A 20,976-nucleotide genomic window follows, 5' to 3' on the forward strand; every position below is an offset into this window, starting at 1 on the left:
GAAAATATTTACCTAGTCATTCCAATATTCATTGCCTAATTTGTCTATTTTGCCTTCTTTACCCTCCAATGAAACATATGCAAAGCCTTTGGAAAATGATTCCGCATAATCAAAAGTTAGTGGTATTTTAATAAAGCCTGAATTGTCAATAAAACCCCATTTGTTATTTAAATTAACAGCTGCTAATCCTTCAGAAAATGCATAAACTTTATCATACTTTATTGCAATTACTTCATTCCCGACTTGATCTATAAATCCATATTTATTGTTTTTTGAAACAAGTGCTAATCCTTCAGAAAATGATTCAACCTCATCATATTGTATTTGAATTATTTCTGCCCCATAATGATTGATGAAACTAGTCGTTCCAGCCACATCAACCTTCGCAAGTCCACAAGAAAAAGATTCAGCAAAATTGTATTTTAAGGATATTCTTGTGTTGCCGAGGCTATCGATATAACCAAAGAAATTACCCCAATAATCAGAAACTACTGCTAATCCCTCAGAGAATGACTCAGTATAGTTAGACTCCCCAACATCAATTATCTTGTTGCCATTTCTGTCAATAAAACCTTTCCAATCTTTTGCAGAAACTAATGCTAATCCTTCATGGAATGAATTGGCAGAATCATAAATTAATGGAATAATTATTTCCCCACTATGATCGATAAATCCATACTTTTTGTTTGATTTAACTACAGCCAATCCAAAAGAGAATGAAATAACATTATCATATAATTTGGATTTTTCGCGAAGAATGTACTCATCAAGTTTCTTCTTTTGTGATAATACTTTAGTAAAATCGTCTACCTTGATACTGCCATTCTCGGTAATTATAAGTTGGATGATTTCATTACGATTTGTACTTAATGGCCTTTTACTAAAGAATAAGGGCACCCCATCTTTATTCTCCTTATATTTAGCACCTTGAGCGGCCCGGTATATTGCGAATTCATCTGTTGTTCCAATAATTGTATATACGAATACAATACTACCATCTGCTTCACGATAATAATTAAGAAGCTGGGAGTTTAAACAGTAGTATGATACCTCAAATTGCCCCATTTTGTATAATTTATGAACAATTTTGGCCTCATGAATTGCATCATCCAATGAACGATGTGTCTCAATATACCCTGTTTTACCGAAAAAATATCCCCATGCCTCTTCTACCGAAGGCCATTTCATAGTTCCTCCAATATTCATGATTGGAGTTGCCAATTGCATTGGACAAGGAAGTTCATTTATTTGAAATCCACGATCTTTCAGAAAACCAAAATCAAAGGCTTTGTTATAGGCAGTAGCTTCATATAAATTTAGAATATGCTGTATAACAGAACGTTGTTCTTCTAAAGTCGGAGCTATCATCACCTCATCAAAAGTCAGATTTGAATTTCTGAATATCCACCCGAATTGTCCGGCCATATGTGAAATATCCAGTCCTGGTTCCTTTATGAGAGAACTGTATACAGGTATAATGCCGCCAGTCTCAAGATCAAGTTTTACAATGCCAATTTCAACAATTTTTCCACCCTGTTTCAAATATCCTGTGGTCTCGATATCAACGACTAGAATTATTTTACCCATTATATTAGAGTTATTCTAATTAAAAAATGCTAAACAGTAATATTTCAGACAATTATAGTCCAGCCAAGCTCTTTCTCAATTGCGCTACGAATTGGTGTAAAAATTGAAATTGGGGCTTTACGGATATATTCTTCTGCCATAGCCTGCTTATTGGAAGATATTTTTTTTAAATATGTAGTTAGTTTATTCTTATCAACATTGACTTCTATCCCACCTCCATTTTTATACGACAGCTTTACAGATAGATTTGTCCAAATCACTGCATCTATATTTTGTTTGTCATCTATCCAAGATTTTATAGATTGTCCAAATTGAAAATCATAAGGAAGAAGCTCTTTTAAATCTTTACTGTAACATCCAATCTTATTTCGTCCACAACCTTCTCTAACTGCAAGATTGAGAATAGCATGATCTAATTTTTCAATTTGTGAAATCGAATACAACGTTTGCAATTTCTCTGCATCAGGATCAATTACTAAGGTGAGTCTTCCATCTGAAGAAATCCGGAAAAACTCAATCGGTAACATTGGCCCATCAGGGTACCAACCATTTTGTCCGATTGTCTTATCAATTTCTAAATTACGTGAATCCCAAATAAGTGAGCCCCAACCGAGAATTGCGATTTTCATGGTTACACAGTTATCGTATGAATTTTTCATAAATGTATAAATATTCACAAAATACACCTAATGAGTAGTATCTAATAAGTGGTAACATTTAAATAGAAAATATCTTTCTTTTGATTAATGGCAACTAAAGATGATTATACTATTCAACAGCTTGAAAGCCTTGCTAAAAGGCTGCGAGAAGTCAGAAAAGCAAGAGGTTTTTCCAACTATGAACAGTTCGCCTTTGAAAATGAAATACCCAGAGCTCAGTATGGCAGATATGAAAAAGGACATGATCTACGTTTTAGTAGTTTGATTAAAATTTTGAAAGCAATGGATATTTCATTGAAGGATTTCTTTAATGACGGGTTTGATGAAAAGTAGAAGAGTTTAACTAAAGCACTCTCAGACAAAGAATATTTGCCTTAAATTTTTAAGCTAACTCTCAATAATTTCCATTTTACACCTTCGAAAAATAATTGGTTAATGCTACTGCTTTTTCAATTGTCGCCATGAATCTCTCTGCATCAATTCCTATTTGTTCGAAAATATTACCTGTCATGATTAACTCTGTATCTTTCGCCTTTCCATTACGGGTAATCATTTCATAAGCAGCAATTATTAAAAATTCCTTTTGTTTTTGACTTAAAGGAATAAGATCACTTACCATTTTTGTATAGCCCTCAGATGTGAAATATGCCATACACTGATCACTTCTAACCCCCAACAATCCAATGTATGTATTTAAAATACTTACCCTTTTATTGCTGTCTTCCAATCCGTTATCGCCAATAGAAATACTAAATATTAAATTCAGAACTGACATTCTTTGATTTATTGTTAGATTACTCCATTCATTCGAAATTGGGTTTGGTTCTTTTTTCTTGAATAATTTAAACATAGGTACTGAATTAAAATTAGTTTAATGTTTGATAGATAATGACTTAGTAATTCGAAGACTTTTATAACCCGTTTAAATGTCATTTAAAACATTTGCTTTGTGATTTTCAACTACGATAGTCATTTCAGTTATCATAGCTTTAGCAATCCTTTGTTGATCAAAAATGCTTAAATTTCGTACATCATTGAATTGCCTTTCGAGTATGACTTCCTTTTGGAAATACTTATATTTCCATATAATTGAAAGGTGTCCCGAGCTATAATGAAACTTGACAATTTGATTTTGTCCAACTTCATAAAGATTAAATTCTCTCTTATCAATGTAAGTTACATGGCCGTTCCCATTAAATGCAGACTCATTAATTTCATCGACAATAAAATGAAATTTATCATCAAGCGTTTTTCCCTGAAGATCATTATTATCCTTATTAAGGGCTAGGAAATATTTTATCAGAATATATCCAATGATGAAAATTACAATTACCCAAATCATACTTTTATGGTTTTAGTCGGTTTTAAAGAAATTCAATGTAATTATTTAGTTGTCATATATGATAACCGCTTATCAAATATAAAAACAAAATTTAGTTGTCAGAAATGATAACTAATGAATTCTGACCAGATACTGAAAAAAATAGGTTCACGCATCAAAGAAATCAGGGAGGCTAAGGGTGTTTCTCAACAAGACCTAGCTTCCATCTGTAACTTTGAAAAAGCCAATATGTCACGTATTGAAGCTGGCCGGACGAATTTTACTATTTCAACTCTCTATAAGATCAGTCATGCATTGGAGATTACGATTTCAGAATTGGTAAATGTTGAATAAACAAGAAAAGGTAAGTTGTTTGTTTCTCAACCAGAGTGTGATTTTAATTACAATATTTTTTAATCGCTTCTTTTGCTTCAACCAAACCAAATTCACTTGATTTCGCTAAATCAGCACAACCATCTTTTATTTTGCCAAGCTTAATATTAGCGAGTCCCTTGTAATAGTATGCATTACCTTGATTCTGAATAGAAATAGAACGATCCATATCATTTATACATTTTTGAAATTCATCCATTTTAAAGCAGATTTCACCTCTGATACACCAACTATACCATAATGATTCATCCAGCTTCAATGCTTCATTGATTGATAAAAGACCTTCTTTAAACCGATTAAGCTCGGCCAGGCAGTATGCCCTATCGCTATAAACAGTTGCCCATTGATCAAATTCAACCTTCCGATCGCCTTTATAATTCAAGATGAAATCATAATCGGTTATTGCGCCCAAAAAATCTTGAAGATTTGCTTTGCAAATGCCTCGTCGGTAGTATGAGTTCAAATTCTCGCTATCAAATTTAATGGCATTGTCATAATCCAACTTTGCTTCATCAATTCTTCCAATCTCTTCACAAGAATAACCCCGATAAAGATAAGCTCCTGCATTTGTCGGATTTAATTGAAGCTGTGTAGTAAAATCTGCTATGGCTAATTCTGGACTTTTTTTGTAAAAATAATTTATGTAACCTCTTAAACCATACGCTTTAGCAAAATTTGGAGCACTTTTTATTATTTCATTAGCATCTTTAAAAGCACCATCAATATCATGATTCTCCAGTTTCTTCACCGCTTTGGTGTATAAATCAAGCGTTTCCTCGATACCCTGTTCTACATATTTTATAGAGTCCTGTGAAAATGAAAGAGCGGAAATCAACATTAGAACTACCAGTAGATTCTTTTTCATGATTAAATCGGTCAGGGAATAATTAAATTCTAAAGCATTTATGAATTTTTGGTATTCTATGAAAACTAGATTTCATTTTTCAAAAAACTCAATTTACTGATTAATCCTTGACACAACGTACCGATAAACCTACATTTTTATCCTTACTGTTAATGAAAATATTTGAGTAATCTGTGTGAATCTGAACATAAGGACAAGTACTGTCTGAATCAAGTGTATATATCCACCAATTAGCTTTGAAATTAATATATTCAAATCCTAAATCATTTCTGCTTCCACCTCCTAATGCAGTAAATCCAGTTTCATTTGAACCAGGACTTTGCCCCTGCCAGTGTAAGTCGCCTTTTTCTTTCAACTTATCCACGTCTGTATATCCTACAAATTTTTTTAATACTTCCCAGTCTTCGTCAGTTGATACATGCCAACCTTTTGGTGCCAGTTTCCCGCCTTTTAACGTATATGCATTATAAAGCCTGCCATAGGTTGCAATAGTATCATTATCCTTTGTATTATTATAATTACAATATGCTCCATCTTTATATGATTTCCAATCATTTAACCAGATTGACTCATCGGTGATATCCTTGATTTCTGTTCCATCATTGTATTTTGTAGTCCTTAGATTTTCAGCCATCCATGTTTGGCTACCAACTTTGATGGTTTTATAAATATTACCATCCTGATCCGTTACTGATCCATAGGTCAAATTCGGATTAAATACGGCCGTTGTTTTTCCATTCGTTTCGTTACCTGCTTCAGGATTTTCATCCTTTCCACAACCGGAAAGAAAGAGAAGAAAGAGAATTAACGAGAAATAAAATTTTGATTTCATAGTGTTGTTTTTTAGAGGTTTTGATTCCTGATTAAAATTGTTTACTCATAAAAAATGCGTGAAGCAGGTGCTTTATTACCATGCACACAGGTCTTAAACCCTTATGCTAAAGCTGCTCCACGCAAAATATTTTGTTGATAATATGGTAATAAAGCTACATGGGTAAAAGTAGCTGGACGAATATTAAGCTGCTAATTTCTGCAATCTTGCAGTAATTAGTATTTCTGTATTATTTCGATAAAGGCTACTGGAAGTGATATCTTTTTAGGCTCACCCCTATATCCCGTAATATAGTAGCTCCTTGCCAACCGGTCATCAATCAATTTCACAAAGGCATTTTTAATACGTGAACAATTCACATTAACCGAGTTATCTAAAGGGTCAACCAAACGTTCGATGTTTCTGGCAATTTCTTCTTTATCGCTTTTATTGCTTATCCGTTCGTAAATCGTTCGTAATTCTTCCTTATAATCAGACAGCGAGTTTAGCATAACCCCTTCAGGATGTTTCAGAAAGAAGTAATACAGTGCTTTGGGCAACCTGGGCATTTCCACAATCATGTTTCCATAATCGGGAAGTGTGATTTGAAAATCGTATTTCGAAACCCAATCAATGCGCAAGCGACTAAGCTCAGGTACTATATCTGTTTTAATTTCGAGGGGTTTGCCAACTATTGCCAACTGATTAAAAACGGGAACACTATTACTATCAACTATTCGTAAAGCGATTTCTGCCAAGAGGGAGTACATTCCTTGGTCTTTCAGGTATTCAATTTTCCGAATAACATCTTCAGCAAGGTTGTTCGACTCTTCCCAAAATGTATCGTCAACAGTTTTGTTACGTAAATCTGCAATACGGAAACGAACATCAGTCAAATCATTTGCCGGTTGCAGAAACTCAAAATAGGAATCAAATTGACTTTGTATATCCTTCCCAATATCAAAAGTAAAAACTGAAAATTCATTACTTCTGGCATCAGCAATTGATCCCCTACTTCGTAATAACGCAGGAGTATGAAATGCCGGTAGGTTCAATAAATCCAGCAATAGGTTGTTATATATATCAGGGGACAACTGATGCTGAAGCGTTAGAAAATCAGATGTAAATTCCACATGTCTATCAGGATATGAATACTTCAGATATTCTAAAAAGAAATCCTGTAATTGACCTTCTTCCTGAAATTTTGAGAAATAGACAAAACTGCATCCTTTTTCTTTTGCTTGTTTCTGAATCCTTTGAATATTTTCGTTAATAAAATTGTTAATGTTCTCGTTTAAGGAATCATCGATGAATAAAATTTTATCGGACATAAATGGGAATTCGCAGCAAGAGTATATTAGGTTTCCCGGATGAATAACCCAGTTTATTTCAAATGGTAATTGTGTAGTATTCTTTATATGAATATCTCTTTTTCTTTCTGAATTGGAAGGATTCCAGTAAATGATGCTAAAGCATAGAGGCTTAGTTGGAAAAGGCGAAAAAGAATCATAACAATTTAGGGGTTTGTATCGCTCTAAAAACGGTTCAACAATCGCTGGGTCTTTGGAAACTAAAATGGAATTATGTAGATTGATGTTGAAATCTGTACTTGCCTTTAAAAAATCATCAACTTTGTTCCCATGAATTATTCCGGTTGTCAGGTTCTTATCCATAAGATGCTGAATACCTGAATCTAAATCTTCGAGGCTTAATGAAGAATCATTTTCCGGATATAACAATACTTCATATCCATGTTGCTTAGAATATTCTATGGCCTTCCAAATACTCCCCTGATAATTATTTTCATTATTCTGATCAAGAATCATTTCTTTCCTAATTCCAGGGATTACCAAAGATGTAAGTTTTTTCCATAGAGGCAAATCATTAAAATCTTTCCTCGTTACTTTTATAAGTTTAGAGCCAATATTTTCGTTATCAGTAAGTACCGTTATATTGGCGGGAAGGAAAATGACTTTCCGGAGCTGACGTTTCATGAGGATTTATATCCATTTTATATTTTAAGCAATTTAGGTTTTTTCGATCAACTAAACTATAAGATTGGATTTTATTACAAAATCAAGGAGTCACAACTTACTTGCAACTCCTGATTTGTGCCATTTTTCAGTGGTTTTGTTTTTTCACGTTGGTAAACCGTCTCAAAAATGATCTGAAAAATACAGCGTAAACCAACAATTATAAAAGCGTCCATCCAACCAGTTTCCCTAGGTACATAGATGGATGGACAACAATTTCAGATGATCTTAAAATACCAGATAAAGTACCCTTTACCTTCAATGATGTAAACCTCTTTCAGCTCCAATGTCATTTTAATGGCATCTACCATGTAGAAAGCCCCCACAACAATCTGCGGAGGCACTTCTACTATGGCAACCACTTGGAAAGGACAATGAAGCCTTTTCAAATTACCTTTATGGTCAACAACCAAAATACTGGTAGTACTGACAATCTTATAAAGCTCAAGGATATACGCTCGATTGCTCTCTGACATTTGCATCAGCCTTTTGTTTAATCTTGATAATCAGCTGATGTACCAAGAGTTTACCCCTGATTCCAACTGATTAGCTATAGACTGCACAAAATCGAGACAACCTACGCTACGATCCAGAAATGTATCGATATACGAAGTTTTGTTTGCCCCTGTAAAAAGGTTGTATAGTCTCCATAAATCAATATCGCCATTCGTATTCCGACTGAAGGATTTATCTTGGTAGTATTCCCTGGCAATGGATGAAATCTGCGAATCATTGATAGGTATCGGCTCAATTGACTTCTTTTGATTTAAAGGCAAATACTGATACATCCTTGATTTTCCCAGAAGTTGAGCAAACTGTCTTTCAGTCAATGAATAATCACCTAACTGGTGAAGCTGATTCAAATGCCTGTCGGTTTTAAATTCTGCCAACAACTGATAAACTTCAAAAGCCAGATCAGACAAGGATTTTACACGAATCTCCTTTTTAAATCCATCGGTTGAAATACACAGATTGGTACAAACATGATTTTTGAATCCAATAAACACCTTGAAATGCTCTTCAATCTTGCGACTGTACAGATTTTCATGGTTATACGACCGAACTCCTCCAATTGAGAGTGAAAGCTTGTTCCCATTGATCGTTTCAGCAATATTGGGAAATTCAATCATAAAAGCCATTCGCTCGTAATAGATTGTCTTTTCATCCTCCATTAAATCCTTTACTGCTTTACCCATTGCTTCAGGAATACGACCCTTGATTGGATGTGAAACCTTTATAGAAGGCTGTAGCATTCGTTCTCCTGAAAAGAAGGTTGAGCCAATTTCAGCAACTGTATTGATAAATTCGGAATGGCTGATTGTTGATTCATTGTCTTTGGAGAATACCGGAATGATGCACTTATTTTTCAGTTCATCCAAAAGAATGGGCTCGGTATTGGAAGTAATGAAGTGTTCGGAGGATATTTCATTCACCATTTCTATCGGCTGAATGATTTCTTCGGCATCAATCAACTCAAAATCGAATGGAAAGATTTCATTCTCGGACTTGGGTTGCTTTACTGACAGAATTTCCAATTCGTTCTGCTCAAATTCATCAGTTCTTACAACTGGTAATATTGCGCTGTTATTAACTTGCTTTAATTCCATGATTCAGTTTTAAGGGTGATTTAATTCAGCAATAGGATTTTCAATTTGTTTTTTTCTGGTGACACATAAAGGCTCCAGTTCACTGCGATAGTTTGGATTGTTTCTCAAAATGTCTCGCAGCTGATCAACTGTGGTAGTCTGGGTAACATCCACCTTGAGATCTGCCAAGGTTTTACCTGATTTACACCAAGTGGCAATTCTTTGCCCCGTAGCTGATGAAATCATAAAGGATGGCTTGTCCATGAATAATCCTGTACGATCTTTCGTTGATGTCGCCTGATGTTTAATATCCAGTTCAAAAACAATCGTAAATTCATAATCCAGGCCTTCGCGAGTAACTCCTTTTAGCCCCAATTTCTCAGGAACCATTTTGCCATTCTTTTCGGAAAGTACCCATTCCTGTTTTGATCTGATTGAAGCAATAATATGACAGTTGGATTGCAAAATTCGCTGTACAAAATCATTGTGTCTTGGTGTAACTTTTGCCCAGTTGGTAAATGAATTACCCAGCATTGCTCCGTGTGTTTCCAAAATACCACCTGTACCTTCCCACTCATGCGAGATTGAATCAATAATAATAGCTTCCATTCCTGCTTGTTCGCAAACATCAATGGCTTCAATGTACCGCTCTGGTGCAAATGGTTTGTCAAGTGCCAATACCTGATAGGTTCCCAAATGAGCATAGAGATCAGCCGAATGGTTTTCTGTATCTATAATGGCTATTTTGTTCCAGTCGTTAATTAGCCCATAGGCCAACAATAATGCGGAGTAGGTTTTTCCAGACCCTGATGGTCCCTGTAAGCCAAGTTTAATCTTTGCTTGCTTACGTTCTGCTTGTTGTAATTTCATGATTTTAGCATGTTTTAATGACGTTTGATGCATCAACTCCGAAGAAGTGATATTATGTATAGTTAAGAAAAGGTATCGTCAAATGACATTATAATAGCCTAAAAAGGGCATTCAAAAACGAACGCCCCTTCAAGCAAAATAGCCATATTATTATATCACTCATCCAGACTGATGATCAGAAATGTTATGAAAATGCGGGTTCAATGATACCTTCGAATACACATTCTTCCAGAGATTCACCTTCAGCAAGATATTCCCAGCGATAGTTCATTTCGATGACTTCACCAGTTTCCTGAATGGTGTACTCATAAGGTTCACAGCTTCTTTTCTGAATAGTACCGGGCAGTTTTTCACCCAAGCTCGATTTGCAGGTCTGTTCATCAAAAGTGGAAGGAATCATACATTTTTTGGAAGTCGCATAATACCTTTCAGATCCTTTCGATTTCACCATTTCAATCCCACCTTGTAGGATTAATGCAAAGAATTCTTTACCCTCGCGATTTGCTCTGAGGGAATAATCAACAATTGTTACCATAGTAGTAAAATTTTGTGGTTAATAAATTTAACTGCGATTCCCAGTAGAGTGGAGCCGCCAAGGGTTAGTTAAGGTGGAAACGACCCGGCGAGAACCTAAATTGAAAAACTAAAGATTAGCCCAGCCCGATGAACCCCATCAAAGTGATGGCGGGGGAGTTATGATTTATTGGTCTTTGCACTCATTGAAGTTTTGGAATTTTTTATTTTTTCCAAAATTTTTCAGGCAGGCATAACGGCTGTTGATTATAAATAATAAGTACAAAACTATGCCCCATATATATGGTTTTATATACAGCACTAATTTAAAAATAGATTGATCAGTGATTGATATATCCAGCAATAAATTATAACTTTACTACTGGAAGTTCTTTGAGCAGAGTGCAATAAAGAGGTGTGAAATTCGAGACTATCGAAGCTTACCAGACTGCAATAAATTGATTTTAAGCTACATACAGAGTAGGTTCAAGTCCTACCTGGAGAGCATCGAAAAGGTCAGATGAAAATCTGGCCTTTTTTTGCTTTTATCCTTGCCGGTATTAATGAGCACGTTGATCGGTGTTGTGAACCCACAGGTTACAACTCTTGATTTTTTTGAAAAGATGCAACTTATTATCTTCTTTTTAGTCTTTCCATCCAACTTCCTGCAATATTTCACCCAGTTTTCCAACCTCCTCAAACTAGAGTTCTGAGATATAATGTCAGGTCTAAAATAAAGTTAAACTCAAATTAAACTCATTCACTTCCTTCTAGTCTAAGTCCTTTATAAACAGCATTGTAAAATCTAACCTAAATAAACTATGAAAAAGCAGAAACTTTCTTTGAGTGCTCTTCTTTTAAGCCTTTCTCTTGTCCTGTTATTTGGATTCACCACATTTAATAAACCGCCAACATCTGATCTTAATTCCAGAACCATATCATTTGATAATGGATGGCGCTTTTTAAAAGATAGTCTGTCGGGCGCCGAAAACCCTGATTTCAATGATTCAGGATGGAGAATTCTTGATGTGCCTCACGACTGGAGCATTGAAGATCTACCTGGTCAGAATGGAGAGAATATAATCGGACCATTTGATAAATCTTCTGTCGACAAAATGAGCTCAGGCTACCTGATTGGAGGAATTGGTTGGTACAGAAAGACTTTTACCGTTAAAGAAGAAGATCGGAACAAAGTTAATTACCTGCAGTTTGACGGCGTATATATGAATTCCGATGTATGGATCAACGGGAAACATCTTGGATTTCATCCGTATGGATATACGCCGTTTTATTACGATATTACTTCATTCCTCAAACCTGCCGGACAGGCAAATGTTGTTGCAGTGCGTGTCAGGAACACAGGATTAAATTCCCGCTGGTACTCCGGATCAGGAATAAACCGGCATGTATGGCTGACAAGCGTAAATCCTGTTCATATCGCTATGGCCGGTGGCCTATACATTACAACTCCGGAAGTTTCTGGAAATTCTGCAAATGTGAAAATTACCACTACCCTTGAGAATACAGGCATTAATGATCAAAATATAGTCCTGCAAACTCAGTTATTTGACCCTTCAGGCAAATTGGTTGGGTCAACCAAAAGCAATTCTACATTGTCATCTGATCAGACAATAAAACTAACACAGAATATTCAGGTAAAGAGCCCGGCACTCTGGTCAATCGAAGAACCTAACCTATATAAGGCAAAAGTTTCCGTACTTGAGGACAAAAAGGAAGTCGATAATCAGGAGTCCACTTTTGGCATTCGCAGCATAAAAATTGATGCAAATAACGGTTTAACGATCAATGGGAAATCGGTTGATTTGATTGGAGGGTGCTACCATCATGACAATGGACCACTGGGAGCAGCATCAATCGACAGGGCCGAGGAGCGCAAAATTGAAGTTTTGAAGAAAGCAGGATTCAATGCAATCAGGACCAGCCACAATCCGCCTTCCCCGGCATTGCTTGATGCATGTGACCGTCTGGGAATGGTCGTAATCAACGAAATATTCGACATGTGGGAAACTCCCAAAAAGGATCAGGACTACCATTTGAACTTCGCTGAATGGTGGCAGAGAGATGTGGAGTCGTGGGTCAAGCGAGATCGGAATCACCCTTCCGTTTTAATCTGGAGTATCGGGAACGAAATTCGCGAAACATTTGATACTTCAGGGTTAAGGATTGCCAAAACCCTGACCGGAGAAATCCGCAAGTTCGATAAGTCGCGTTTTGTTACGGAATGTTTTAATGATTTTGCCTGGATGCGAGGTCAGCCAAGTAAATGGGATTCGATTCCCGAACACATGGCGCTCTTTGATCTCATCGGTTATAATTACGCATACAAGAGGTATGAGTCGGATCATATTAAATATCCTGACCGTGTAATGGTTGGAACTGAAACGAATCCTCCGCTTGCATTGGAAAACTATGAGATCGTCAAAAAGCTTCCATATGTTATTGGGTATTTTGTGTGGACTGCCATCGATAACATTGGAGAGGCTGGTGTAGGTCTGCCGCAGCTTAGAGATATTGTTCCTGAAAATAATCCGGCATCACCCGGTGCTGCCAATCCACAAACATCAGGAGCACCCGGACAAGTAATACAAGCAGGGAATGTGCCACAAGGTTTGCAGGGAACTGGCCCGGGGGCCCGACCTGCTGCAGCGGCTGGAGGTGGCTTCTTCAGACGCGATGTATGGCCGGTTTATACCAATTATCAGGGCGACATTGACCTGATAGGTAACAGAAAAGTGCCTTCATTTTATCAGCATGTTGTTTGGGGTAAAAGTAAAGTTGAATTATTTGTACACCGGCCAATACCTGAAGGTAAAAAAGAGCAAATAAGTAACTGGGGATTTCCTGATGAACTAAAAAGCTGGAACTGGGCGGGGCTAGAAGGTAAAAAATTCACGATTCATGTTTACACCCGCAGCCAACTGGTAAAGCTCGAATTAAACGGGAAGATTGTAGGCGAACAAAATGTGGATCTTGGAAAATCGATTACTGCAACATTCGAGGTTGCTTATGAGCCTGGAACTCTTATTGCTCGTTGTTACGACAATGGAAAGGAAACAGCATCGCAAACACTGAAAACAACCGGGAAGCCAGCATCTGTGCGACTGGTTGCAGATAGGACCAACATCAGGGCTGATCGTAACGACTTATCGTATGTAATGGCCGAAATAATTGATGCTGATGGAAACGTCGTACCAGACGCTGACAACATTGTTGTAAATTTTGAAGTGGCTGGTAAAGGCACGATTGCCGGAGTTGGAAGTGGCGATCCAAGAGATATGTCAAGTTTTCAGCTACCACACAAAAAAGCCTATCAGGGAATATGTCTGGCAATCATTCGGCCGGAAACAACCCCTGGAACTATTACCCTCAAGGCAGCCGCCGAGGGACTGAAAGGATCATCACTTGTATTAACAGCAAAATAGTCTGCTCTGCAAAAACAGCTTGAAGAGCATATAGAAAAGGAGATCAAAAATGATCTCCTTTTTATTTTGTCACTCTAAAAACTTCGCGGGCATTGATGAGAACGTTGATCGGTGTCGTGAACTGACAGGACAAGCAATTCTTCCTGCACAATCATTGGAATTACTATGGTAGAAAAGGTTTTGATACCAAAATCCACAAGTTTCCCACTTGTTCCGAAATCACTTTTAGGCTATTTGTATCCAGAATTATTTTCATTGGCGTATAAGGAAATATAAGTTCTTCAACTTCTATTTCCTTATTATAGATTGGCCGAACTCTGTTATTTCTCGTGAATGAGCCAGACTAATCACTGCGCCTACCAACTTTCTTATATCCCTTTATAATTCAGATTCGCGGGCATAAATTTTTCGATGACTTCCACGCTCACCCCTTTGCGGCGGGCATAATCTTCAACCTGATCTTTGCCTACTTTTTCAAGACTGAAATATTTAGATTCAGGATGAACGAAAAACTCTCCACTCACCGAAGCCGTTGGGCGCATCATAAAGTGTTCGGTCAAAGTCATTCCAATTTCATCAGCTTTTAGCATGTTCAACAGGTTTCCCTTTTCGTGGTGCTCCGGACAGGCCGGGTAGCCAATGGCCGGGCGGATTCCCTGGTAATCGACATGGAACATTTCTTCGAGCGAGAGATTCTCTTCCGGAACATATCCCCAATAATCCTTCCGAACCTGCAAATGCAGTAATTCAGCGAAAGCTTCTGAAAGTCTGTCCGCCAATGCCTCTAGCAAAATCGCATTGTAATCGTCATGATCTTCCTTGTATTCCTTCATCCATTTTTCGATGCCAACTCCGCCGGTAACGGCAAAGGCGCCAAAATAATCGGTTTTACCACTTTCTATAGGCGCAATAAAGTCAGACAGGCAATAGTTTGGCGAACCAGCTTTTTTGGCCTCCTGCTGACGGAGGTGATAAAAGCGTCCAACCTCTTTGTTCTTGGTTTCATCTTCATACAAAACAATGTCGTCGCCATCGGCATTGGCTGGCCAGATTCCGAAAACGCCATTGGCCTGAACCATCTTCTCGGCTTCGATCCGATCGAGCATCCGGTTGGCATCTGCGTACAATTTGCGAGCTTCTTCGCCCTGAAGTTCGTCGTTCAGGATATCCGGAAACTTACCTTTCAGTTCCCAAACAAAGAAAAAGAATGTCCAATCGATGAATTTCCGCAATTCCGAAATCGGGTAATCAATCAGTTGTTTGATGCCCACAAAATTGGGTTTATAGATCGGCGTATTGTCCCAATCAATTTTCAGTTTATTGGCACGTGCTTCCTCAATCGACAGGTATTTCTTCGCTTTCTTCTGCCCGTGCAAATCGCGCACAGCTTGATAATCATCACGAATTTCCTTCAGGAATTCTTCATTTCCGGAGAGCAGGTTCGAAACCACGCTCACCGCGCGCGACGCGTCTTTGACATGAATCACCGGATTTTTATACTGAGGAGCAATTTTTACTGCAGCGTGTATTTTTGATGTGGTTGCACCGCCAATCAAAAGTGGCAGGTTCATGCCCCGGCGTTCCATTTCGGTGGCCACATCCACCATAATTTCGAGCGATGGCGTAATCAAACCGCTTAACCCAATGATATCCACATTTTCCTGAATGGCCGTTTCCAGAATTTTGTCGGTGGGAACCATCACGCCCAGATCGATTACCCGGTAGTTGTTGCAGCCCAAAACCACACCGACAATGTTTTTACCAATGTCGTGCACATCGCCTTTTACTGTGGCCATCAGCACCACTTTGCGGTTGTCAGAAGTGTCAAATTTATCTTTGTCGGCTTCGATGTACGGCAACAAATAAGCAACCGCTTTTTTCATCACCCGGGCAGATTTAATTACCTGCGGAAGGAACATTTTTCCGGCGCCAAACAAGTCGCCAACCACATTCATGCCGTCCATCAGCGGACCTTCAATAATATTCAGAACCGGCGTGTAAAGCGGCAGTGCTTCAGCCAGATCAACATCGATAAAGTCAGGCAAACCTTTTACCAGCGCATGCTCCAACCGCTTTTCAACTGGTAAGTCGCGCCATTCGTCTTTTCGCTCTTCTTTGGCATCCTGTGCTTTTAATGTCTGTGCAAATTCGAGCAATTCTTCAGTGGCATTCGGGTTTCTATTCAGTACTAAATTCTCTACTTTTTCCAGAAAGTCCTTCGGAATTTCGTCGTAAATCTGCAACATTCCGGGGTTCACAATACCCATGTCGAGACCAGCTTTGATCGCGTGATACAGAAAAACGGAGTGAATGGCTTCGCGAACCTGATCGTTTCCACGGAATGAAAATGACACATTGCTGACTCCACCGCTGGTTTTGGCGTGTTTCAAGTTCTTTTTGATCCAGCTAACTGCATTGATGAAGTCAACCGCGTAATTCATGTGTTCCTCCATTCCGGTGCCGATGATCAGGATATTAGAATCGAAAATGATATCCTGAGGCGGAAAATCAATTTCGTTGACCAAAATGTTGTAGGCTCGCTGGCAGATTTCAATTCGTCGCTCGAACGAATCGGCTTGTCCTATTTCGTCGAAAGCCATCACAACCACCGCAGCTCCATATCGTTTCAGCAATTGTGCCTGTTTCCGGAACACAGCTTCACCTTCCTTCATGCTGATGGAATTCACAATTGCTTTACCTTGAACGCATTTCAGCCCGGCTTCAATTACTTCCCATTTCGACGAGTCAATCATCATCGGAACGCGGGCAATATCAGGCTCGGCCATCAGCAAATTCAGAAAAGTGACCATTTCCTTTTTAGCGTCAAGCATCGCGTCGTCCATATTAATGTCGATAACCTGAGCACCTTCGTCAACCTGATTTCGTGCAATGGCAATGGCTTCTTCGTATTTTCCTTCGCGAATTAAACGGGCAAATTTGCGCGAACCCGACACATTGCAACGTTCTCCAATATTCACAAAGTTGGTTTCCGGAGTTAAAACAACCGGCTCCAATCCGCTGAGTTTTGTGTTTTTGTCCTTTTTATGTCGGTGATGTGGTTCCGATTTCAAAGCTATTTTGGCCAGTTCACGAATGTGATCAGGAGTTGTTCCACAACAGCCACCAATGATATTCACAAATTTATTGTCGAGAAAATCGCCGACCTGATACGCCATTTCGGACGGTGTTTCGTCGTATTCGCCAAACTGGTTGGGCAAACCGGCATTCGGGTAGGCACTTATAAAAAACGGAGACTTCTTCGAGAGTTCTTCCAAATACTGACGCATATCTTTTGCTCCAAGCGAGCAATTCAGCCCGATGGAAAGTAAATCAATGTGCGAAACAGAAGTCAGGAAAGCTTCCACGGTTTGTCCTGAAAGAGTTCGCCCGCTGGCATCGGTAATTGTTCCTGAAACCATTACAGGCAAGCGGATTCCACGCTCGTCGAGTTCTTCTTCGATGGCAAAAAGCGCGGCTTTCGCATTCAAGGTATCGAAAATTGTCTCGACAAGTAACAAGTCAACCTCTCCATCCAGCAGGCCTTTAACCTGTTCTCGATACGAAGCCTTTACCTCGTCGAAAGTCACCGATCGAAATCCAGGATCGTTCACGTCCGGAGACAACGAAAGCGTTTTATTCATCGGTCCGATTGCTCCTGCCACAAAACGAGGTTTTTCCGGATCTTTTGCGGTAAACTCTTCAGCGATTTTAACGGCGAGTTGAGCTGACTGCAAATTGAGCTGGTACACCCATTCTTCCAAATGGTAATCAGCCTGCGAAATACTAGTTGAATTGAATGTATTTGTTTCGATAATATCAGCGCCAGCTTCTAGAAATTGCGTATGGATTTCACGGATAATTTCGGGCTTTGTAATTGAAAGCAAGTCGTTGTTGCCTTTCAGGTCGAACTGAAAATCAGTAAAAATCTTGCCCCGGAAATCTTCTTCCGAAAGGCGATGTTTCTGAATCATGGTTCCCATGGCTCCGTCGAGCACCAAAACCCGCGATTCGAGTTCGCTTTGTATGTTTTTTTTCGTTGTCATCATTTTTTTAAAGATTTGCCACAAAGGCACAAAGACTTAAAGCAACTGGTAAAATTATTTTGTGCCTTTGTGTCTTTGTGGCAGTTTATTAACTCTATCTTAAAAGTTTCATTTCAAACTGTCCCCGAATTCCGATTTTATCCCAGCAAATAATTACTGCCGAGAGTATTTCCGGGAACGGCACAGTTTGCTGCGTCACCTGCTGTACATCTTCAGGAACCTGAACTAGGTTTCCAAATCTTGTGGCCAGTGCATCGGCCAAAGCCGTATTGCGGCAAATAATCATCGTGGCATCTGTTTTTCCAAGGCTTACAGATGGACCAACTGTTCCGGCCGAAGTACAAACTCCCAGTGGCGATTCGGATGCCTGAATTTCAATTCCAATTTTTCCTGAAAGCGGCGAATTCCCGGCATAAACCGACATCAGCAAATTTCGGTTAATTTTCAAAAATATATCGCCTCCATTTTCAACCACAATTTCCTGAATGGAAAACTGTTGCATCAAATGCTGGCCAACCGCTTCAGAGAACGCACCAGCTACGGCAGCCATCGGTCCAACTTCGGCACGACGGGCTGCATCGGCCATCCTATTAACAATTTCCGGCGCATTCGGTTTTACAGCGTGTGGTTCGAAGGTTCTGCCAAACACGGGATCATTCAACAAATACGCCTCCATTTCGGTGCGCAGAGCAATGACTTTGGCCAGTGCGACCTCTTGCATTTCATCGCGAAACGATCCCGGATCGACACCAATCCACAAGTCAGTTTCCTTGTAATTCACCACGAACGACCGAAACCGCTGCTGCGAAAACTGGTTGCGATATGTGCGTTGTTCAATCATTTCCTGACAATCAATCCTTCAGTCCTTCGATCCTTCAATTATCCCTGAAATCGATTTTAAACAAATTCAGTGGACAAGCCGGAACGCACAATTCGCAAACAATACATTTCTCCGGGTCAAATTGAAGCTCCCACTTTTCTGGGTTCATTTGCAATGCTCCCGCAAAACAAACCGCTGTGCAGTTTCCACAACTGATGCAACGTGCATTGTCCCAGGTAATTTTCTTGTTCAAAGGCTCACAACTCACCTGATTTTCTTCCAAGTAGGCAATCCCGTTTTTCAGGTTAGTTGTTGTTCCTTCCAGTTCCAACACCAGACTACCGGTTTTGCCCGGCCAAACTTCAGCCCGAAGAATATTGATCCGGATATCAAAATCTTTGACAAGGTGGTAGCTCAACGGCATATCGCCACTCTGAGCCGGAAATTTCAGGACATATCTTTTTTTCTGCATTTTCATGATTGCTCCCCTCCTTTAACTTCTTTAAGAGATTTGAGAGATGTATTTGTTGGAAACATCTGTACCGGTTTGCTGATTTCAAATTCGCCAGCCAGAATCGATTGTTTCAGAATTTTGGCAATTTTACGGGCTTTGGCCAAACTCGAAACCGGCGCTGTTCGTATCTTTTTCCCCTGAACTTCAATCTCGCCTGAACGCAATTCGGCGTAGGTCACTCGTCCCAATGCAGGACTTCCTTCCACGCCGTAATCGCAGACCGTGGTTTCAATCTGTTCGTTCCGGATGGATACGTTTTTGGCAATGTCGGCATTCAGCACCGGAATCGGGATGCCAATTCCAACAAATAAGCTCACGCCGTATTTTTCGTAATAGGCCGCCTGCAAAAATTCAGACGACATTTCTTTCAGATTGCCCATTACGGCCAGTGTAGCCGAATTGCTGACCGGTACCCCAAATTCATTTTTCGGCTTCAAAGTATTGAACTGTGTACCCGGCCAAACCACAAATCCCTGCGTTCCGCCCAGAAAAATCCGGGTTCCGATGCCAATGGTTTTCATTTCCGGATCGTTCAAAAGCGGACTCAATTCGCCGGAAGTGGAATAAGTCGCATTGCGCATATTGGGCAGCAAATTACCCATGTACGTATATTTCATCTGCGAAGTTGAATTCACCGCCACGGGATAATTTTGGTAGGCATTGCGCGGGTTAAACAGGATCATTTCGTTCACCGTTTCCTTGTTGATGATGGTTTTGATGTGTTTCCGCGGATAACAGTCAGTACCTTTTCCCCAGGCTTCCAACTCAATGTCTTTCCCATCAACCAAATCCTGAATGACATGAGCACCGCCATATTTGGGGTTTTCCGGATCGCAGGCAGTTGCGCCGATGTAGGTATCAACGGCGGCCAGACCTTCGTAGGCCGGAACTCCGTTCAACCGTATTTTTTCCATCCTGATAGGCGGATTGGCATGACCAAAGTTGACAATCGCGCCCGACGAGCACATGGCGCCAAAAGTTGCAGTGGTAACTACATCTACTTTTTCGGCAATCTCTTCGGGCGTGGCCGTGAGTGCCATTTGCGATACTTCTTCGGCAGTGAGCACCACTGCCTCACCTCGACGGATTTTCTCGTTAATTTCTTCGTATGTTTTTTGAATGCTCATAGTTTGATATTTTATGCTTAAACACAAAGTCACGAAAACACGAAGTTTAATTTCTTTGTGTCTTTGAGCCTTCGTGTTGAAAATAATACGCGACTAAAGATTTGGAATTAGCACATACACCCGTTTGCGAAGTGCATGAAACTCAGGATGTGTAATTTTGAAAGTGACTTCATTGTTTTGTTTAAATTATAATTCCGTTTCCGGCCGGGTATTGGCACCGTTTCATCTGTTTTGATGGTTGCCAGAGCTTCGCTGAGCCCGATCTCTCCGCTCTTCTTTATAACCAAACAACCGACTTTTGGAAGGATTATTTGATAATGTGAGCAAAAGTAAGCTCAAAAAACCGAACTATCAAATAAATCAGGATTTTGACTGAAGTTAAACGATGAAA

18 protein-coding genes and 1 riboswitch are annotated in these 20,976 nt (G+C 39.3%); of the genes, 3 read left to right on the forward strand and 15 right to left on the reverse strand.

The features are described 5' to 3' along the window. Nucleotides 1-12 precede the first annotated feature (12 nt). Both AQPE_RS09465 and AQPE_RS09470 read right to left on the reverse strand, forming a co-directional pair. The gene (locus tag AQPE_RS09465; RefSeq protein WP_318350813.1) at nt 13-1,587 is read right to left on the reverse strand and encodes a WG repeat-containing protein; all 1,575 of its coding nucleotides are present in this window, start codon (nt 1,585-1,587) and stop codon (nt 13-15) included. 44 nt (nt 1,588-1,631) lie between these two features. After that, nucleotides 1,632-2,216 carry a hypothetical protein gene (locus tag AQPE_RS09470; RefSeq protein ID WP_318350814.1) on the reverse strand — a complete coding sequence of 195 codons (585 nt, stop codon included), beginning with the start codon at nt 2,214-2,216 and terminating at the stop codon, nt 1,632-1,634. A 117-nt stretch (nt 2,217-2,333) separates the two neighbouring features. On the opposite strand from AQPE_RS09470, the gene AQPE_RS09475 reads away from it, so the two are divergent. Beyond that, nucleotides 2,334-2,579, forward strand: coding sequence for a helix-turn-helix domain-containing protein (locus AQPE_RS09475; RefSeq protein WP_318350815.1), 246 nt, complete (start codon nt 2,334-2,336; stop codon nt 2,577-2,579). Between the two features lie 76 nt (nt 2,580-2,655). Here the strand turns inward: AQPE_RS09475 and AQPE_RS09480 are convergent, their stop codons facing one another. Beyond that, nucleotides 2,656-3,096: a hypothetical protein gene (locus tag AQPE_RS09480; protein ID WP_318350816.1), complete on the reverse strand. Its 441-nt coding sequence runs from the start codon at nt 3,094-3,096 to the stop codon at nt 2,656-2,658. A gap of 72 nt (nt 3,097-3,168) precedes the next feature. Then, nucleotides 3,169-3,588 (reverse strand): hypothetical protein, encoded by a 420-nt coding sequence (locus AQPE_RS09485; RefSeq protein ID WP_318350817.1) that lies wholly within the window; start codon nt 3,586-3,588, stop codon nt 3,169-3,171. A gap of 114 nt (nt 3,589-3,702) precedes the next feature. Between AQPE_RS09485 and AQPE_RS09490 the strand changes: the two genes are divergently transcribed. Continuing rightward, on the forward strand, nt 3,703-3,921 hold the full coding sequence (locus AQPE_RS09490) for a helix-turn-helix domain-containing protein (RefSeq protein WP_318350818.1): 219 nt from the start codon (nt 3,703-3,705) through the stop codon (nt 3,919-3,921). A gap of 43 nt (nt 3,922-3,964) precedes the next feature. Here AQPE_RS09490 and AQPE_RS09495 read toward each other — a convergent pair whose 3' ends face one another. The 7 genes from AQPE_RS09495 to AQPE_RS09525 form a co-directional block, all read right to left on the reverse strand. Beyond that, complete coding sequence (locus AQPE_RS09495; protein ID WP_318350819.1) at nt 3,965-4,825, reverse strand: tetratricopeptide repeat protein; 861 nt, start codon at nt 4,823-4,825, stop codon at nt 3,965-3,967. Between the two features lie 100 nt (nt 4,826-4,925). Further along, nucleotides 4,926-5,657, reverse strand: coding sequence for a fibrobacter succinogenes major paralogous domain-containing protein (locus AQPE_RS09500; protein ID WP_318350820.1), 732 nt, complete (start codon nt 5,655-5,657; stop codon nt 4,926-4,928). 215 nt (nt 5,658-5,872) lie between these two features. Then, the gene (locus tag AQPE_RS09505) at nt 5,873-7,630 is read right to left on the reverse strand and encodes a hypothetical protein (protein ID WP_318350821.1); all 1,758 of its coding nucleotides are present in this window, start codon (nt 7,628-7,630) and stop codon (nt 5,873-5,875) included. 257 nt (nt 7,631-7,887) lie between these two features. Then, nucleotides 7,888-8,151, reverse strand: coding sequence for a hypothetical protein (locus tag AQPE_RS09510; RefSeq protein ID WP_318350822.1), 264 nt, complete (start codon nt 8,149-8,151; stop codon nt 7,888-7,890). Nucleotides 8,152-8,175: 24 nt separating this feature from the next. Continuing rightward, nucleotides 8,176-9,276 (reverse strand): DUF3871 family protein, encoded by a 1,101-nt coding sequence (locus tag AQPE_RS09515; protein ID WP_318350823.1) that lies wholly within the window; start codon nt 9,274-9,276, stop codon nt 8,176-8,178. A 9-nt stretch (nt 9,277-9,285) separates the two neighbouring features. Continuing rightward, nucleotides 9,286-10,125 (reverse strand): AAA family ATPase, encoded by an 840-nt coding sequence (locus AQPE_RS09520; protein WP_318350824.1) that lies wholly within the window; start codon nt 10,123-10,125, stop codon nt 9,286-9,288. A 184-nt stretch (nt 10,126-10,309) separates the two neighbouring features. Then, the gene (locus AQPE_RS09525; protein WP_318350825.1) at nt 10,310-10,660 is read right to left on the reverse strand and encodes a hypothetical protein; all 351 of its coding nucleotides are present in this window, start codon (nt 10,658-10,660) and stop codon (nt 10,310-10,312) included. Nucleotides 10,661-11,459: 799 nt separating this feature from the next. On the opposite strand from AQPE_RS09525, the gene AQPE_RS09530 reads away from it, so the two are divergent. Then, complete coding sequence (locus tag AQPE_RS09530) at nt 11,460-14,081, forward strand: glycoside hydrolase family 2 TIM barrel-domain containing protein (RefSeq protein ID WP_318350826.1); 2,622 nt, start codon at nt 11,460-11,462, stop codon at nt 14,079-14,081. Nucleotides 14,082-14,449: 368 nt separating this feature from the next. Here the strand turns inward: AQPE_RS09530 and metH are convergent, their stop codons facing one another. The 4 genes from metH to AQPE_RS09550 all read right to left on the reverse strand — a co-directional run bounded on the left by metH (nt 14,450) and on the right by AQPE_RS09550 (nt 20,585). Further along, a complete protein-coding gene (metH, locus tag AQPE_RS09535; RefSeq protein ID WP_318350827.1) occupies nt 14,450-18,127 on the reverse strand; it encodes a methionine synthase in 3,678 nt (1,225 codons plus the stop codon). A 91-nt stretch (nt 18,128-18,218) separates the two neighbouring features. Next, nucleotides 18,219-18,965, reverse strand: a complete 747-nt coding sequence (locus AQPE_RS09540) for a UPF0280 family protein (RefSeq protein ID WP_318350828.1) — start codon at nt 18,963-18,965, stop codon at nt 18,219-18,221. 34 nt (nt 18,966-18,999) lie between these two features. Beyond that, nucleotides 19,000-19,422: an NIL domain-containing protein gene (locus AQPE_RS09545; protein ID WP_318350829.1), complete on the reverse strand. Its 423-nt coding sequence runs from the start codon at nt 19,420-19,422 to the stop codon at nt 19,000-19,002. After that, nucleotides 19,419-20,585: a homocysteine biosynthesis protein gene (locus AQPE_RS09550; RefSeq protein ID WP_318350830.1), complete on the reverse strand. Its 1,167-nt coding sequence runs from the start codon at nt 20,583-20,585 to the stop codon at nt 19,419-19,421. The genes AQPE_RS09545 and AQPE_RS09550 overlap by 4 nt, the downstream gene beginning before the upstream one ends. Before the next feature lie 183 nt (nt 20,586-20,768). Beyond that, nucleotides 20,769-20,871: riboswitch (SAM riboswitch) on the reverse strand. Nucleotides 20,872-20,976: the final 105 nt, after the last annotated feature.

Source organism: Aquipluma nitroreducens (assembly GCF_009689585.1).
Classification (GTDB): domain Bacteria; phylum Bacteroidota; class Bacteroidia; order Bacteroidales; family Prolixibacteraceae; genus Aquipluma; species Aquipluma nitroreducens.

What these genes read in the sequence shown, in the direction of transcription:
- AQPE_RS09510 (WP_318350822.1), bottom strand. Translation starts at nt 8,151, where the DNA reads ATGCAAATGTCAGAGAGCAATCGAGCGTATATCCTTGAGCTTTATAAG.
- AQPE_RS09505 (WP_318350821.1), bottom strand. Translation starts at nt 7,630, where the DNA reads ATGAAACGTCAGCTCCGGAAAGTCATTTTCCTTCCCGCCAATATAACG.
- AQPE_RS09485 (WP_318350817.1), bottom strand. Translation starts at nt 3,588, where the DNA reads ATGATTTGGGTAATTGTAATTTTCATCATTGGATATATTCTGATAAAA.
- AQPE_RS09525 (WP_318350825.1), bottom strand. Translation starts at nt 10,660, where the DNA reads ATGGTAACAATTGTTGATTATTCCCTCAGAGCAAATCGCGAGGGTAAA.
- AQPE_RS09540 (WP_318350828.1), bottom strand. Translation starts at nt 18,965, where the DNA reads ATGATTGAACAACGCACATATCGCAACCAGTTTTCGCAGCAGCGGTTT.
- AQPE_RS09480 (WP_318350816.1), bottom strand. Translation starts at nt 3,096, where the DNA reads ATGTTTAAATTATTCAAGAAAAAAGAACCAAACCCAATTTCGAATGAA.
- AQPE_RS09500 (WP_318350820.1), bottom strand. Translation starts at nt 5,657, where the DNA reads ATGAAATCAAAATTTTATTTCTCGTTAATTCTCTTTCTTCTCTTTCTT.
- AQPE_RS09550 (WP_318350830.1), bottom strand. Translation starts at nt 20,585, where the DNA reads ATGAGCATTCAAAAAACATACGAAGAAATTAACGAGAAAATCCGTCGA.
- AQPE_RS09470 (WP_318350814.1), bottom strand. Translation starts at nt 2,216, where the DNA reads ATGAAAATCGCAATTCTCGGTTGGGGCTCACTTATTTGGGATTCACGT.
- AQPE_RS09530 (WP_318350826.1), top strand. Translation starts at nt 11,460, where the DNA reads ATGAAAAAGCAGAAACTTTCTTTGAGTGCTCTTCTTTTAAGCCTTTCT.
- AQPE_RS09475 (WP_318350815.1), top strand. Translation starts at nt 2,334, where the DNA reads ATGGCAACTAAAGATGATTATACTATTCAACAGCTTGAAAGCCTTGCT.
- AQPE_RS09515 (WP_318350823.1), bottom strand. Translation starts at nt 9,276, where the DNA reads ATGGAATTAAAGCAAGTTAATAACAGCGCAATATTACCAGTTGTAAGA.
- AQPE_RS09520 (WP_318350824.1), bottom strand. Translation starts at nt 10,125, where the DNA reads ATGAAATTACAACAAGCAGAACGTAAGCAAGCAAAGATTAAACTTGGC.
- metH (WP_318350827.1), bottom strand. Translation starts at nt 18,127, where the DNA reads ATGATGACAACGAAAAAAAACATACAAAGCGAACTCGAATCGCGGGTT.
- AQPE_RS09545 (WP_318350829.1), bottom strand. Translation starts at nt 19,422, where the DNA reads ATGAAAATGCAGAAAAAAAGATATGTCCTGAAATTTCCGGCTCAGAGT.
- AQPE_RS09490 (WP_318350818.1), top strand. Translation starts at nt 3,703, where the DNA reads ATGAATTCTGACCAGATACTGAAAAAAATAGGTTCACGCATCAAAGAA.
- AQPE_RS09465 (WP_318350813.1), bottom strand. Translation starts at nt 1,587, where the DNA reads ATGGGTAAAATAATTCTAGTCGTTGATATCGAGACCACAGGATATTTG.
- AQPE_RS09495 (WP_318350819.1), bottom strand. Translation starts at nt 4,825, where the DNA reads ATGAAAAAGAATCTACTGGTAGTTCTAATGTTGATTTCCGCTCTTTCA.